Source organism: Paenibacillus rubinfantis (assembly GCF_001486505.1).
GTDB classification, from domain to species: domain Bacteria; phylum Bacillota; class Bacilli; order Paenibacillales; family Paenibacillaceae; genus Fontibacillus; species Fontibacillus rubinfantis.
The window spans coordinates 1523919-1538528 of record NZ_LN909066.1 but is presented as its reverse complement, the minus strand read 5'-3'; the positions used below and the strand labels follow the sequence as shown (position 1 = coordinate 1538528).

Genomic DNA, 14610 nt, shown 5'->3' with positions numbered 1-14610 from the left:
AGAAAAAAACAGCTTATTTCCCAAAGGAGATAAGCTGTTTTTTTGATCGTTTTGAAGCTAGTGTTGTTCTTCGGGGTAGGGGGTGAATTTGACCCATTCATATTCGGCGGTGATAGGAGAAGTTCCATCGTAAGGACCAAGCCATTCATCGACACCGGTGCCGTTCCACAAGTTCATCATAATCTTGGCTGGGGTTACGGGAAGGTTGTCCGTTGCTGTATGTACCAGCTTCCCGTCAATGTACCAGTGGATGGCATCCTTCTTCCATTCAAAGGCGTAATTATGGAACTCCTGAGAGGCATCATATCCGAGATCAATGAGTTTTTCATGTCCCCCTTTGCCGTCGGTGTAATAATTCAACTGGATCATCGTCGGATCCTTGCCTAGAAATTCGATGTCGATTTCGTCCCACGGAGTCCCGAAGGAAGGGCCGGTATAAATGAAAAACGAGGATACGATCCCTGTGTTTTTGGCTGCCTTCATCCGGACCTCATATTTTCCATAATGGTAAGTATCTAAGGTTTTGTATTCGGCCCCTTGTACTTTACCGTTTTCATTTTTGGTGAGCGCGAATTCCATCGTCTTGCCGTTAAACTGAACGTTCTCCGAGGACCATACGCAGTCGAAAGGGACTCCGTTGGAATAGCCAGTGGAGATCTCCCACTCTGCCGCGTCGTGTTTCGTAAAGGCATGCTTCCAGGTTTCTCCCTGGTCGATTTCCACCTTCGATGCACAACCGGAAGCCAATATGGCGATTAGAACGGCCAAAACAGCGACGTTGTTCCGTTTCATCTCAATGTCACCCCATTTGTAGTCTTACGTTCATTGTAGGGGGAGAGCAGAACGGGGATAAAGAGCAATCTTTCAATAAAGGTATGCTATTATCTACTTATTCACGTTGACGGACTGATACCAATCATTGACTTCCTCCGTGATCTTGTCGCCGCCGTTAGACTTCCAGTTCGCAACAAAGTCATCAAAATAGTCCAAATCCTTCTTACCATAGATAATTTGAATAAATACTTCGTGTTCCGTTTGCCGAAGCGGCTCCCCTTTTTCCAGCATTGTTGGTGTCGGAGGACCTTGAAACTCATTGGGTAACCGACTCGGAAATGACTGGGTGAGTGCAGGTTTATCAGTGTCAGCCACCATTCTAGTCCAATGAGACGGAATCCTTGCTCCGTCGTAGGTGAGGGTATAGGCCGTTACATCGACATAACCACCAGGAATGAGATGACGGTCGTCGGTGGGTTTGCCGTCAACGATCGTATAGTCATAGTCTCTGGCCATGCCATAATGGAATTCGCCTTCTCCTAATCCTTGCGTTTCGTACAGGTAGTTCATATACCGAAAAAAGGTCTGCGGATTCTTAATGTTTTTGTTGATTAATACCGCCCCGTTTCCGAGCAGGGAGGCACGATGGAACGATTTACCGTCAGGTCCTTTGGGTAACGGAATGGAGATGAATTTGGCTTTCGGGTTGTTGTCCGTCAACATATTCAGCGGCCAGAAGCGCATCCAATGAGGACCAACGACAATCCCCGCCTTCTCCTGGGAGAACAAACGGGCCGCCGTTTCTTCATCCTGCCATAACGCTTCGTTCGGAAAATACCCGGCTTCCTTCCAATCTCTCAGCTTGCCCAGACCTTGCTTGGCGGAGTCCTGGACGGACCCGAACTCCAACCGTTTCGGGGATCCGTAAAGATTCCACTGCTCCGGCAGAGAACCGTACATGCCGAATACCCAACTGATATCAGCCATCCACGTGCTGACTGCGTTGCCCAGGCTGACGGCCAGGCCATAGGTATCATTGATGCCGTTGCCGTCGGGATCTTCGTTGGTGAAGGCATCCAGCACCTCTTCAAGCTCCATCAGGGTAGTTGGAGGACTTAACCCCACTTTCTCTAACCAATCTTCCCGGATCCACATCACGGGGTCGGAATTGTAATCGTAGTCGAGAATGGGAATGGCAAAATGTTGCCCGTTTCGCTCATAAGGATACCAGACGGAAGGTTTCTCGCTCATCGCCTTTTTCCACACCGGTGAGGCATATTGTTCAAACAAGTCGTCGACGGCCATAAATTGTCCGGAGTCGATTAATTGATGGATGACATCGGTCCTAACCGGGATAATGTCGGGCATTTCGCGTTTATTCAAGAGTTGGAGCTTCAGTTTTGTCGAGAATGTGTTATCTGATGCTGTCCATAAATATTGGATATCGATGCCTAATTTGTCCCGCACCGATTGGATATGTACATTATCCTCTACACTTTCGCCATTTTTGAAGCTTAGGGACGGCCGTAAACTAAATACGGTTGTGAGGACTTCCTTTTGGCTAGGGCTTTCAGACTGTTCACTGGTTCGTGTCCAAGGGGCAAACTGATAGAGTCCGTATACTGCTATGATCCCGAGGATTAGAGCAGATACGAACCATTTTCTCTTCATACACAATCCCTCCGCCCACATTGTAGCACGAAAGCTGTTGACGATGAACGCGAGTCCTTCCAAGTCAGACAAACAAGTTAATGTATGAATAGAAATACTAAAATGTAGTTGTATAGAATAAGCATGATCAACGATTGTCCCCTTATAGGATCAACTCGCGATCATGCCCATATCATTGCCCCCGAGCTTAGTTCAGAATCTCTTCGATCCGTGTCAGTACGTCCTCGCTCAGCTTGATGCCGGAAGCTTTGGCGTTCTCGGTCACTTGCTCTGGACGGCTGGCGCCTACCAGGGCGCTGGCGACGTTGTTTTGACGCAGGATCCAGGCCAGGGCCAGGTTGCCTACGCTAATGCCCAACTCGGCGGCTACGCCCTCCAGCTGTTTAACCTTCGCAATGTTCTCTTCTGTAATTCCCTTGCGTACCCATTCCAACTTCGCTGCGCGGCTGTCCTGCGGAATATCGTTAGCCGACGTGTATTTCCCGGTTAACAGGCCTTGAGCCAGCGGCGAGAAGACAACTTGGCCAATGCCGTTCCGTTCGCTGACCGGGATCACTTCCTTCTCAATGTAACGGTTAAACATGTTATATACCGGCTGATTCACCACGATGCGATCCAGCAGGTAACGATCGGCCAAGCCAACCGCTTCCGCGATTTGCGAGGCTTGCCATTCGCTGACGCCGGCGTACAGGATTTTGCCTTGGCGGATCAGGTCATCGATCGTGCGCAGCGTTTCGTACAGCGGCGTCTCCGGATCATGACGGTGGCAGTAAAAGATATCGATATAGTCATGGCCCAGACGCTTCAAGCTCGCGTGCACCTGCTCCATGACATGTTTGCGCGACAAACCGCGGTCGTTAGGCCCTTCGCCCATCGGCCAGAACGCTTTCGTAGCCAGTACATAGGATTCCCGTGGGTAAGCCTTGAGCGCTTTGCCCACCAGCTCCTCCGCAGCCCCTTTTTCGTATACATTGGCGGTGTCAAAGAAGTTGATGCCCAGATCGTAAGCCGTCTTAATCGATTTCTCCGCATTCTCGCGTTCGACGTACCCGCCGTAAGTCAACCAGCTTCCCAAGCTGATTTCACTTACTTTGAGGCCGCTTCCACCTAGTCTTCTATATTCCATGTAACATCATCCTCCTTGAGCATTTGTAATGGAACCATTTTCATTCTATAAAAGTTCATATACAATTTAAAGAAGTGAAAACTCCTTCACTTAATTATATCCATGATACTTACTATACATTTTATAGTTTATACGATTGGGGAGGGCTGACGGATGAACACCATTCGCAAGGCTAGCAATTACGTTCCGAAAACGCCGGAGCATATCGAATGCAATATTGAAAAAACGTTGGATGTCCTCGGAGGGAAGTGGGCGTTCCTCGTCATCCGGGAGCTGTTTGGCGGAACGCTGCGCTTCGGGGAGCTGCAGCGCCGAATCCCCCAGGTGAGTCCACGCGCGTTAACCAGTACGCTACGCCACCTGGAGGAGAAAGGCGTGCTGGAGCGGACGGTTTACCCGACCGTTCCCGTGACGGTCGAATATTCGCTCACGCCGAAGGGCATGGACCTTCACGTCATCTGCCATGAGATGAAGGTTTGGGCAGCTAGGTGGACCTAACGTTTTGGGGGCGGGGGGCCATGCTTAAACTGATCGGCAGAAGCATTCGCGACTTCCGCAAATATTCCGCCAAGCTGTTGCTGTTTCAACTGCTATATATGCTTGCCACGAGCATCTTCATCCTTCCGGTGACGACGCTCTTGTTCAACCGCGTTCTCCGGGTGGTCGGCTCCGGTTCCCTGCTTAATGGGGAAGTCTACCAGCTTGGACTAGACTATAAAGGGGTGATCGGGCTCATCCTTATCGGGCTGGTCGCTTCCTTTACGCTGCTGATTGAATTGCTGGTGTTGATCGTCCTTATACAGCAGCGGTTTTTCGGCAAAGAAATTGCCATTTCCGATGCGTTGCTGACTGTGCTGCGCAAAACGCCAAAGCTGCTGGGGTTCGGCGTGTTTCAGCTGCTGCTGCTATTGCTGCTTCTAATCCCGTTTATTGATTCGCCGCTGACGGCTTCTTTTTACGCGTTGTTTAACGTACCGATCTTCTTGAACAATCAAGTGCTGGATGCCTCTTACACGATGACCGCGGCTTACCTCGTGCTGCTTGCGGGGCTGTTGTATATGCTGCTTCGGTGGATCTTCGTTCTGCATTGTATCGTGCTGGAGGATATGAATCTGCGGCAGGCGGTTCGTCAGAGTCATGCGCTGACAAAAGGCAGACGTTGGCGGCTGTTTGGTTCGCTGCTTCTGTTTAATGGGACGGTCTTGGGGATATTCTCCGCCCTGGTGTCCGCGCTGGGACATATCCCTTCCTGGCTGGATCTCGATGTACTTGCACTGGTGTCCCAGCACTACTCGCTGACGGTTTCAACCGTGCTGGCTTACCTGCTGGAGCTGTTGTTGCTGCCGATTAATCTATTCGTACTGACGAGGCTGTATTATGCGTTTAGCCGATTAAAATGGATTCGGGCAAGGGATCAGCTTCAGGTTAGCCGAAGCCGGTTCGGGCGTATCGAGAAACGAATCGTTGTTTGGTGGAAAAGGCTGAAGTGGAAGAGGACGGCCTATGTCTTAGCCGCTGCCGTCTATATTACATTGGCGGTTTTTATCGGCTTGCGGGCGAATGACAGCTTGGTTTATGCCAAATGGAACGTACAAATTGCGGTTCACCGCGGGGATACGTCAAACGCCCCGGAAAATTCGCTGCCTGCCTTGATCTCCGCGATCGAAAAAGGCGTGCAGGTCGTCGAAGTGGATGTGCAGATGACGAAGGATGGCGTAGCCGTGTTAAACCACGATTCCGATCTGCGACGAATGACGGGCTTACGGAAGCGGGTTGCCGATATGTCCTTTAGGGAAGTGCAGCAATTGTCTCTTGGCTTTGACCAGAACGGCTATCCGATCCATATCCCCTCGTTATCCAGTGTGCTCGCCGAGGCGCATGGACGAATCAAGCTGCTGTTGGATCTGAAGCCCAACGGCTCCTCCAGCGATGCGCTCGCGGAGGAGGTTGTCCGGCTCATCAAGGAAGCCGGGGCCGAGGAAGAGGTGCGAGTGCAATCCTTTGACGGGGAGGCGCTTGGGCGAATCCGGGAGCTGGCTCCCGAGATCAAGATTGGGAGGATCCTGTTTTTTGCACTTGGGGATCTGTCGAAGCTCGATGTCGATTTCTATACGATCGAGCAGGTGATGTTGACCGATTTCTTGGTGGATCAGGCCCACGCCGACGGCCGTGAGGTGTGGGTGTGGACCGTGAATACCCGACGGGATATGAAGGAGGTCCTCAAATATCCGATCGACGGCATGATCACAGATTATCCGGAGACGGCGCAGTCGATGGTGGAGGTTGATCTGTAAGTCGACTAGGACGGAACAATAAAGCGTCATCCCGTTTAAGGGATGACGCTTTGGCATTCTATAGCCCTTGGGAAGCTTGATCCAACAAGGAGGAGAGCAAGGCGTAGTCTGGGGTAGCGCCTTCTTTGAATTTGATCCACTTGCGTTCCGGCGGTCCTTCAAAGCCTTTTGGAACCTCTAACCCCTCGGCGTTCATGATCATGAAGGCGATCGCGTCCTTCGAAGGTGAAATCACCGCTGCGTAATGGCCGTTCTTCAGAAAATGCGGCTTCTTGTACTGAATCCGCTCTTCTACTGTTGGAATGGTCTGGTGAACCATCTCTCTCAGTTGTTGGGAGAGTTCAACTTGCCATGCAGATCCCAATTGGTTGATAAAGGCCGTAACTTCTTCATTCATTGTTCATCATCATCTCCCGCCGTAAAATTTTTCCACAAGGGCAATATAATACAGCAGGAATATTCTTGTAAAGGTAATTAAAAATTTAACTATTCTTCCCCCGTCGCGATGGGATTCTCGGGGTAAGAGATCCAGTCGCTCCAACTGCCGGCGTACAGCTTGACCTGCGGGTAGCCGAGCTGATGGAGGGCGAGCACGTTCGGGCAAGCGCTCACGCCGGAGCCGCAGTAGACGATGGCCTCACGGCCTTCGTCCAATGCGGCGATGACCGGCGCCAGCTGCTCGCGCAGCTCGCCGTTGCTCTTCCAGGAGCCGCTGTCATCCAGGACCTGCTTCCAGAATCGGTTGATGGCCCCCGGGATATGGCCGGCCTTGATGTCGAGCGGCTCCTGCAGTCCGGCGTAGCGATCCGCGGCGCGCGAGTCCACCAGCAGGACGCCGGGATCGCGTAGCGCCCGGCGGACGTCCTCCACTCCGGCCAGTAGCTGCGGCCGGACGGCCAACACGTCCGGGGCGGGCAGCGGGTGACGCCCGCCGTGCGTGGTGACCGGTGCCGACAGATCTTGTTCCAGATCGAGAAAGACGGCACCGGGAATGTGCGCGGCGTCGTAGGCCGCCCGTCCGGCCTCCGGCCGGCCTAACTCGAAGCGGCAATCGACGATGACGAGATCCGGCTCATAAAGGCGAGCCAGCAGCCAGCGCTTGGATACGATAGGTTCCATATGGCGTACACATCCTCTGCACTCAGATATGGAACCATTATAAGCCTAAAGCTTAAATCAAGCGATATCCGCTAGGTAACGTGCCGCTGGCGCGGATTTGGCGAACCTGCTCCACCGTTAACCGTTGATTGGTCGCAATGATCGATTCAACGTCGTTGCCGCCGATGAGATCGTCTAAATCGTTCAGGCGACGGCTGCCGCGCAGGATGCGAAAGTTCCCCCTAAAACGGGTGCGCGTAAACAATACAAGCGTCGCGTTGCTGTTGGAAGAAGCGAAGCGCAGGCTTTCGATCCCGTCCAGAATCGCGTCGGTGTTGCGGATGCCGAGGTTCCCTGTGAACACACGGCTCCTACCCGTCAAATTCTCCTCGGAGTACACCGTGAGACGGGGGGAGGTTTGAGAGATGTGAACCAACTTTTTCATTACTAGTTCCTCCTCTTTTTTATGATGAATACTGCATATTAATCTATTCTTTTATTTTCTGAGAGGTGTGGATAAAGAGACCTAGAACGGTCCGATTCTAAAAAATCAGGCGATAAGAGGAGAGAGTAGATGCGAGATTGGTGCGGGAAAAACAGGCGTTTTTTTCGATTGAGGAACCGCCCTAACTCCGCTATAATGAAGTGGTTTGCAACAAGATGGAAACAACAAAAATCAACGGAAAGCTGGGACCCTGACGTTTATGCATACCACGACCAAGTCCATGGGCAAATATGAAATTCTGTACGTGATCGGCATTATCGCCATCTCGTTTTCTTCTATTTTCATCCGCTGGTCCAATGCCGATGTTTCGGTGATTGCCATGTATCGGATGTATCTGACGAATCTATTGATGCTGCCGTTGCTGTGGAGCTATCGGGGGGAGATTGCGCGCCTGACACGCAAACAATGGGGACGCCTTTTGTTTTCTGGACTTATGCTAGGGCTGCATTTCCTGCTATGGATGGGATCGCTTCGTTTAACGACAGTCGCAAGCTCCACGGTGATCCTGACACTGGAGCCGATTATCGTTATGTTCGGGTCGTTCTTCCTGTTCGGCGCCAAAATCAATAAAGCAATGATATTCGGCGTTTCGCTGGCATTAATCGGCTCGATTGCTATCGGCTCCGGAGATTTCGCATTGTCCGGTCAAGCCGTTACCGGTGATCTGCTTTCTTTGCTTGGCACGGTTGCGGTCGCGGTTCATATCCTGGTCGGCAAGCAACTGCTGCAAACGATCAGCGCTTTTGTCTACAATTTTCTCGTATTCGCGGTAGCAGGAACGTCGATGGCCGTATATAACGTTGCTGCCGGCATCCGCTTTACCGGCTACGAACCGCGCGAGTGGGGGATTTTTCTGCTGCTCGCAATCGTGCCGACGTTGTTCGGGCACTATTTGTTCAACTGGCTGATGAAATATCTCAGCGCCTCAGCTGTGTCGATGGCCGTTCTTGGCGAGCCGGTGTTTGCTTCACTGTTGGCTTGGATGCTGCTGAAGGAAAGCTTGACCCCGCTGCAACTGTCGGCGGGAGCGCTCATCTTATGCGGCGTGTGGATCTTCATCCGTTACGGCAAAGAGGCGCCCGTCGTGACGCCGGATAGCGCGAAGATCTTGGCGGCGGGGCAAGAGGGGAAGGCGAGTTAAGGGGCAGGAGAAGGATGGAGTTGTTATTTATTTTCTCAGCTCAAAAAATTGGCATTCCCGGCGCGGATGGTAGGCGAGCTCGCTCACGCCAGCCTGGGTAATGATGGTCTCGTCCGTGAAGCGGATCACGATGCTGCCGTTGTCGATCATGTGATCGTTGCGGAATACACGGACGCGAAGCTTACGGTCCAACGCCTCCTGAAAATCCAAATCGGTAAACAGTTCTCTTAGGGTAGGCATATCACTTATCTCCTTGTGTGCTCAAGATGGGACAACGCTCAAAATTGAACTCTTGCTATTGTACCCGGAACCTAGCGGGTTGAAAAGAGAACGGCAGGGGATAAGAGCCAGGGCAGGGTTGATCTGATTGGATGAGCACTTGGTGGCGCAGGGGGGCGTATGGTGGCGTATGGTGATATGGAGGCAGGTTAGGATTAGGCATGCTAGATTTAGGAACCCCTCTATCCTTTCCGGCCACTTTGCACGATTATCCCGTTTGATCAGATTGCGGAGAAAGAGATAAGTTTGATTGCGGGAAGGGATTCCGTGTGGGGGTACACTGAATGATTCCGGCTCATGACCTGCGCCCCCCTTGACCAGACCCCTTGTTCCCTTACTAAAAGGGATAATCCTGCAAAGAGCGGGGCGGACAGCCCAAGCCCCGGCCCACAGGCAGCAAGCGGTGAGGTGAAATTAAAAGTCGATCAGGAATCTATGCTCCTGATCGACTTTTTTTATGACTTAGGACAGGTCCGGTACGTCCCAGCGGAGGAGGAGACCGGCATGGGTTAAGCCGCTGCCAAAGCCGTAGAGTAGTACGCGGTCGCCGAATTTGAGTCGGCCCGAGTTGACGCCGGCTTGTAAGGCCAGCGGGATCGAAGCGGAGGAGGTATTGCCCATGTCCTGTACACTTTGCAGCGTTTTGGCGAGCGGCAGATCCGCTTTTTCGCAAATCGATTCGATCATGCGCAAATTGGCGCTATGCGGCACGAACCAATCGATGTCCTCGCGGGTAAGCTCGGCTTGCTCCAGCAGTTGCTCGATTCCAGCCGAGACGGTGCGAACGGCCCATTTGAAGACCTCGCGCCCGTTTTGGACGATTTTGCCCTTCCCTTCGAGCGGCTGACCGTCCATCTGCTCCGCGAGCCCAGTGCGGTATACGTGAATGCCGCCGGCCCCGTTCGTCCCGAGAATAACCGATTCGAACCCGCCGGATAACTCGGGATCCGCTTCGACCAGCACGGCCCCGGCTCCGTCGCCGAACAGGATGCAGGTGCTGCGGTCGGTGTAGTCGGTGATTTTCGACATCGTTTCACCGGCAACCACAAGGATTTTGCGATGAAGTCCGGAACTGATCATCCCGTTCGCCAGATGCAGGGCATAAGCGAAGCCGGCGCAGGTTGCGTTCAGATCGATCGCCCCGGCCCGTTCCATGCCGAAATACTGCTGAACTCGACAGGATACGGTTGGAAAAGAAAAATCCGGCGTTGTGGTCGAAGCGATGATCAAGTCGACATCGTCCAACGCAGCCCCGTAGGTCTCGCGCAGCCGCTCCGCCGCCCGAATGCACAGGTGCGAAGTGAATTCGTCCTCGGCAGCGATATGCCGTTCTTTAATGCCGGTGCGCTGCACAATCCATTCGTCGCTTGTATCCACGAGTCGCTCTAAATCTTCATTGGTTAGAATTTTATCGGGAACGTACGTCCCGAGAGCGGTTATACGGGCTTTGGAAAGAGATTTCGGTGTGGCCAACTGGATCAGCTCCTTTATGATATTCTAAAATTAGTATCAGGTTTTAGTACCAGGTGATAATTTTAGTATATCATTTTTTAAGTTATGATCAATGGTTGTGAAGAGAGTTGGGAAATTAAGGTTTTGCATATGGACTTTTGGCTGTAGGAATGGTATTCTTTGTGTCATATTAATGAATGGAGGCTTGCGTGTGCTAAATTAGTCCCGATTAAACAGCATTGCATCAGTAGCCAATGCTCTTTCTGCTCTTTAGTTTGTGCAGAGTTATCGGGATAAGTTTGCCTTTTTGCGCAGGTCCGCCTACAAGAATCGCTCTATTCGGAACGAGTCTTATTCGCTTGCGATTGCCGAGCGGACAACGGGCATTTCCTATTTCGATTGCGGCTGCACAGACCCTGGTCTGTGTTTTTATTTTGCCCATAAGGAGAGTGCCTTTATGAAAATGGAAAATTCGAACGGTTATCAAGAATTGAAAAGCGAGCTCTATGATCGCGCCGCCCAACACGGGTTACGATTTAATTCCGATACGTTTGATGTTAACGAATCCGGGATGGATTTCTTCGTTGCGTTTGTGCAGGATGACGCTGGTCAGCCATGGGTTCTTCGCGTTCCCAGACGTCCGGACGTTTGGGAACGGGCTATGAATGAACAGAATGTGCTGAAAGCGGTGGCTCCCCGTCTCCCGGTCTCCGTCCCCGATTGGCGCATCTGCACGCCGGATCTGATCGCTTACCCGCTCCTTGGAGGAAACCCGGTTGCTACGGTTGATCCGGCCGGGGGCGGATATTTGTGGAAATTTCCTCAGGATACGCTCAAGGACGTCTTCTTTGATTCTTTGGCCACCGCCTTAGTTGGGTTGCATTCGATTGAACATGCTGAGGTGGTCCACGCAGGCGTTCGCCTAAAAACACCGGAGGAAGCGCGGAGGAAGTTCTCTGACAATATCGAGGAAGTTCGCCGAAGCTTCGAGATTCCTGCCAAGCTGTATGACCGGTGGATGGCCTGGTTGTCCACGGACAGCTATTGGCCGGATTTCTCGGTGCTTCATCATGGCGATTTGCATCCTCCGCACATTCTCGTGGATGACAATCAGCGCGTGACGGGCCTCATCGATTGGACCGAAGCGGAGATCGCCGATCCGGGGAAGGATTTTGTGATCTTGTATGCCCTCTTTGGCGAGAGGGGCCTGCAGGATTTGTTGCAGCGCTATGAACGGACGGGAGGCAGAACATGGCCTCGGATGAAGGAGCATATCGCCGAACAATGGGCCGCGTATCCAGCGTTAGTCGCCAAATTCGCACTGATGACGGGGAAAGAGGACGATATGAATATGGCGCGAGGGATGATCGCCAGTTGGCAAGTCGAATAGCAAGCGGGGAGAATTTAAGCAGGACGTATCACCCGCCTTGGGCTTCGCGTGTTATAGATGGTGAATGCTATAATAGTTCCGTGGAAAGGAGTGTTCGAACGAACTTATGAAAACGTTGGTATTAGCGGAGAAGCCGTCGGTCGCGAGGGAAATCGCGCGGGTGATCGGCAGCCGAGATAAGCATAAAAGTCATATTGAAGGGCCGAAATACGTGGTGACCTGGGCGCTGGGGCATTTGGTAGGCCTAGCTGAGCCGGAGGATTATGACGGGAAGTTCGCGACGTGGGCGTTGGAGGATTTGCCGATCCTGCCGGATCGCATGAAGCTGAAGGTGCTGCGCGAAAGCAGCCACCAGTTCAAGGCGGTGCAGCAGCTGATGCGGCGCCAGGATATCGGCGAGCTGATCGTGGCGACGGACGCCGCCCGCGAGGGCGAGCTGCTCGCCCGTTGGATTATGGATATGGTCAAATGGAACAAACCGTTTAAACGGCTGTGGATCTCCTCGCAAACGGACAAAGCGATCAAGGAAGGATTCGCGGCGTTAAAGCCGGGCAGCCAGTATGAGCGCTTGTATCAATCGGCGCGTTGCCGGGCGGAGGCCGACTGGATGGTTGGGCTTAATGTGACCCGGGCGCTGACCACGAAATTTGGTGCGCCGCTCTCGGCCGGGCGAGTGCAGACGCCTACGCTGGGTATGATCATGCAGCGTGAGAACGAAATCCTCCGCTTCCGTTCGGAGGAATATCACGTACTCCGCGCGGATTTCGGCAAGTTCGAGGCGGTATGGCGTGGGGCGAACGGCGATGCCCGTATTTTTGATGCGGAGCGGTTAGATGCGCTGAAGCAGAAGCTGGAAGGGGCTTCGGGGAAAATCGTCAAGCTGGTCAAACACGAAAAAACGGTGCCCCACCCGCTGGCCTACGATTTAACCGAGCTGCAGCGGGACGCCAACCGACTGCTCGGGTTCTCGGCTAAGCAGACCTCGAATGTGCTGCAACGGCTTTATGAGCAGCATAAGCTGGTGACCTATCCGCGGACGGACTCGCGTTACCTGACGTCCGACATGACGGATACGCTCAAAGAGCGGCTGACCAGCGTAGCCATCGGCCCTTATGCGCCGCTGGCCCGGCCGTTGTTGCGAGGCTCCCTGAAGCTGAGCAAGCGGATCGTCGACGACAGCAAGGTGACCGACCACCATGCGATTATCCCGACGGAGCAGACGGTGCTGCTAAACGCACTGAGCGCCGACGAACGCAAGCTGTACGACTTGATCGTGCGGCGATTTATCAGCTTGTTCTACCCGCCGGCCCGTTATGATCAAGTCAGCGTGACGGTCGAAATTGCCGGTGAGACGCTGCACGCCAAGGGCACAACGGTCAAGGACGCCGGTTGGCGCGGCGTTTATGACGGGCAGGCGATGGAGGACGAGGAAGCCGACGAGGAGGAGACCGAGGGCGGGGCGGCGCTGCCGGAGCTGAGCCAAGGCGAGGCGGTGAAGGTGCAGCGCAGCCGCGTAACGCCGGGGCGGACTCAGCCGCCGAAGCGCTACACGGAAGCTGCCCTGCTGACGCAAATGGAGAAGCATGGGCTGGGCACGCCGGCAACGCGGGCGGACATTATCGAGAAGCTGGTCAACTCCGATACGATCGAGCGGCAGGGGAACTACCTGCATCCGACCGGCAAAGGCAAGCAGTTGATCGAGCTGGCGCCGTCTGATTTGCGTACGCCGGAGCTGACGGCGCGCTGGGAGGCGGAGCTGGAGCGGATCGCGCGCGGCCAAGGCCAACCGGGGCCGTTCTTGAGCGGAATCCGCGAAATGGCGGGTAACCTCGTGCAAGGTGTGAAACGCAGCGAGGCGACGTATAAGCCGCATAACGTTTCAAGCAGCCATTGCCCAGAGTGCGGGACGCGGCTGCTCGAGAAGAAAACCGGGCGCGGCCTGATGCTGATCTGCCCAAGCGAGGACTGCGGCTATCGGCGTTCCGGCGAGAAGCGCCTGTCCAACCGACGTTGTCCGCAATGCCATAAGAAGATGGAGATGAAAGAAGGTAAGGCTGGAATGTATGTGCAATGCATATCTTGCGGCATTACCGAGGTACTCGGAAAAGACAAGGATAAGCATATGAACAAACGCGAGCAGCAGCGGCTCGTAAAGCAATATTCCCAGCAGCAGGAATCGGGTGGAACCAACCTCGGCGAGCTGCTGAAAGCGGCGCTGGAGAAGAAAGGCGATTAGCTAACGCATCCGCCACGGCCGCGGCCGGCATCCCTAAAACCTGCATAATTTGGCAGCCGATACGGGACGCTAAGTACCGGAGGTGATGAGGGTGCCGCATCATAAAGCGCGGAAGACCGAGAACCAGCAGAACAAGTCGAGGTTGATGGAACCAACCGTGGCGGCCAAGCCAAAGAAGCAGGCCGATTACCCGCCTAATTTAAACGAAATTCCGAAGAACGAAACCTGAGGATGGTCACATTTGAAGCTCCCCGTCAGGGGAGCTTTCTACATAGATGCGAATGAGTTGAAAAGCTGCCGATCGCTGCGCCGTTGAGGTATAATAGAGTTAGAGATCGAAGGGGGGCGGCGATCACGAGAACGGGAATATTGGTATGGTTTTTGTTTATTAATGCGGTTGCCTATCTGGTCATGTCCGACGACAAGAAGCGGGCCAGGCAGAGGCGTGAACGGATTCCGGAGCGCACGCTGTTTTTGCTGGCTGCGTTGGGGGGCGCGTTGGGCGTTCTGGTGGCCATGAATGCGAAACGCCATAAAACGAAGCATTTTAGCTTCCGGGTAGGCATTCCGCTGCTGCTTCTTTTCAACGCCGTGCTTTATGGGTATTTTATAATATAAACTCTTGGGACAAGTGAGGTGCTTTC

At 53.4% G+C, this 14610-nt stretch carries 15 protein-coding genes; 7 read left to right on the top strand and 8 right to left on the bottom strand.

Going from position 1 to position 14610, the window contains the following annotated elements; translation table 11 throughout:
• Positions 1 to 57: 57 nt before the first annotated feature.
• The 3 genes from bglS to BN3277_RS24480 form a co-directional block, all read right to left on the bottom strand.
• Positions 58 to 792 (bottom strand): beta-glucanase, encoded by a 735-nt coding sequence (gene bglS / locus BN3277_RS24490; protein WP_059047190.1) that lies wholly within the window; start codon positions 790 to 792, stop codon positions 58 to 60.
• A gap of 93 nt (positions 793 to 885) precedes the next feature.
• On the bottom strand, positions 886 to 2445 hold the full coding sequence (locus BN3277_RS24485; RefSeq protein WP_082691596.1) for an extracellular solute-binding protein: 1560 nt from the start codon (positions 2443 to 2445) through the stop codon (positions 886 to 888).
• 187 nt (positions 2446 to 2632) lie between these two features.
• The gene (locus tag BN3277_RS24480) at positions 2633 to 3571 is read right to left on the bottom strand and encodes an aldo/keto reductase family protein (protein WP_059047187.1); all 939 of its coding nucleotides are present in this window, start codon (positions 3569 to 3571) and stop codon (positions 2633 to 2635) included.
• Between the two features lie 153 nt (positions 3572 to 3724).
• Between BN3277_RS24480 and BN3277_RS24475 the strand changes: the two genes are divergently transcribed.
• Both BN3277_RS24475 and BN3277_RS24470 read left to right on the top strand, forming a co-directional pair.
• Entirely contained in the window at positions 3725 to 4069 is a 345-nt protein-coding gene (locus BN3277_RS24475; RefSeq protein ID WP_059047185.1) for a winged helix-turn-helix transcriptional regulator, read from the top strand.
• Between the two features lie 20 nt (positions 4070 to 4089).
• The gene (locus BN3277_RS24470) at positions 4090 to 5865 is read left to right on the top strand and encodes a glycerophosphodiester phosphodiesterase (RefSeq protein ID WP_059047183.1); all 1776 of its coding nucleotides are present in this window, start codon (positions 4090 to 4092) and stop codon (positions 5863 to 5865) included.
• Positions 5866 to 5923: 58 nt separating this feature from the next.
• Here BN3277_RS24470 and BN3277_RS24465 read toward each other — a convergent pair whose 3' ends face one another.
• The 3 genes from BN3277_RS24465 to BN3277_RS24455 form a co-directional block, all read right to left on the bottom strand.
• Positions 5924 to 6262 carry a DUF1801 domain-containing protein gene (locus BN3277_RS24465; protein ID WP_059047181.1) on the bottom strand — a complete coding sequence of 113 codons (339 nt, stop codon included), beginning with the start codon at positions 6260 to 6262 and terminating at the stop codon, positions 5924 to 5926.
• An 89-nt stretch (positions 6263 to 6351) separates the two neighbouring features.
• Positions 6352 to 6984 carry a sulfurtransferase gene (locus BN3277_RS24460; protein ID WP_059047179.1) on the bottom strand — a complete coding sequence of 211 codons (633 nt, stop codon included), beginning with the start codon at positions 6982 to 6984 and terminating at the stop codon, positions 6352 to 6354.
• Positions 6985 to 7036: 52 nt separating this feature from the next.
• Entirely contained in the window at positions 7037 to 7408 is a 372-nt protein-coding gene (locus BN3277_RS24455) for a hypothetical protein (RefSeq protein WP_059047177.1), read from the bottom strand.
• A gap of 259 nt (positions 7409 to 7667) precedes the next feature.
• On the opposite strand from BN3277_RS24455, the gene BN3277_RS24450 reads away from it, so the two are divergent.
• Positions 7668 to 8609: a DMT family transporter gene (locus BN3277_RS24450; RefSeq protein WP_059047500.1), complete on the top strand. Its 942-nt coding sequence runs from the start codon at positions 7668 to 7670 to the stop codon at positions 8607 to 8609.
• A 27-nt stretch (positions 8610 to 8636) separates the two neighbouring features.
• On the opposite strand, the gene BN3277_RS24445 is transcribed toward BN3277_RS24450, so the two are convergent.
• Positions 8637 to 8849, bottom strand: coding sequence for a hypothetical protein (locus BN3277_RS24445; protein WP_059047175.1), 213 nt, complete (start codon positions 8847 to 8849; stop codon positions 8637 to 8639).
• A gap of 501 nt (positions 8850 to 9350) precedes the next feature.
• On the bottom strand, positions 9351 to 10361 hold the full coding sequence (locus tag BN3277_RS24440; RefSeq protein ID WP_089153388.1) for a ketoacyl-ACP synthase III: 1011 nt from the start codon (positions 10359 to 10361) through the stop codon (positions 9351 to 9353).
• Between the two features lie 436 nt (positions 10362 to 10797).
• On the opposite strand from BN3277_RS24440, the gene BN3277_RS24435 reads away from it, so the two are divergent.
• The 4 genes from BN3277_RS24435 (at position 10798) to BN3277_RS24425 (ending at position 14584) form a co-directional block, all read left to right on the top strand.
• A complete protein-coding gene (locus BN3277_RS24435; RefSeq protein ID WP_059047171.1) occupies positions 10798 to 11730 on the top strand; it encodes a macrolide 2'-phosphotransferase in 933 nt (310 codons plus the stop codon).
• A gap of 106 nt (positions 11731 to 11836) precedes the next feature.
• A complete protein-coding gene (locus BN3277_RS24430; RefSeq protein ID WP_059047169.1) occupies positions 11837 to 13966 on the top strand; it encodes a DNA topoisomerase III in 2130 nt (709 codons plus the stop codon).
• A gap of 91 nt (positions 13967 to 14057) precedes the next feature.
• A complete protein-coding gene (locus BN3277_RS25880; RefSeq protein ID WP_187380118.1) occupies positions 14058 to 14195 on the top strand; it encodes a hypothetical protein in 138 nt (45 codons plus the stop codon).
• 137 nt (positions 14196 to 14332) lie between these two features.
• Entirely contained in the window at positions 14333 to 14584 is a 252-nt protein-coding gene (locus tag BN3277_RS24425) for a DUF1294 domain-containing protein (RefSeq protein WP_262362903.1), read from the top strand.
• Positions 14585 to 14610 lie beyond the last annotated feature (26 nt).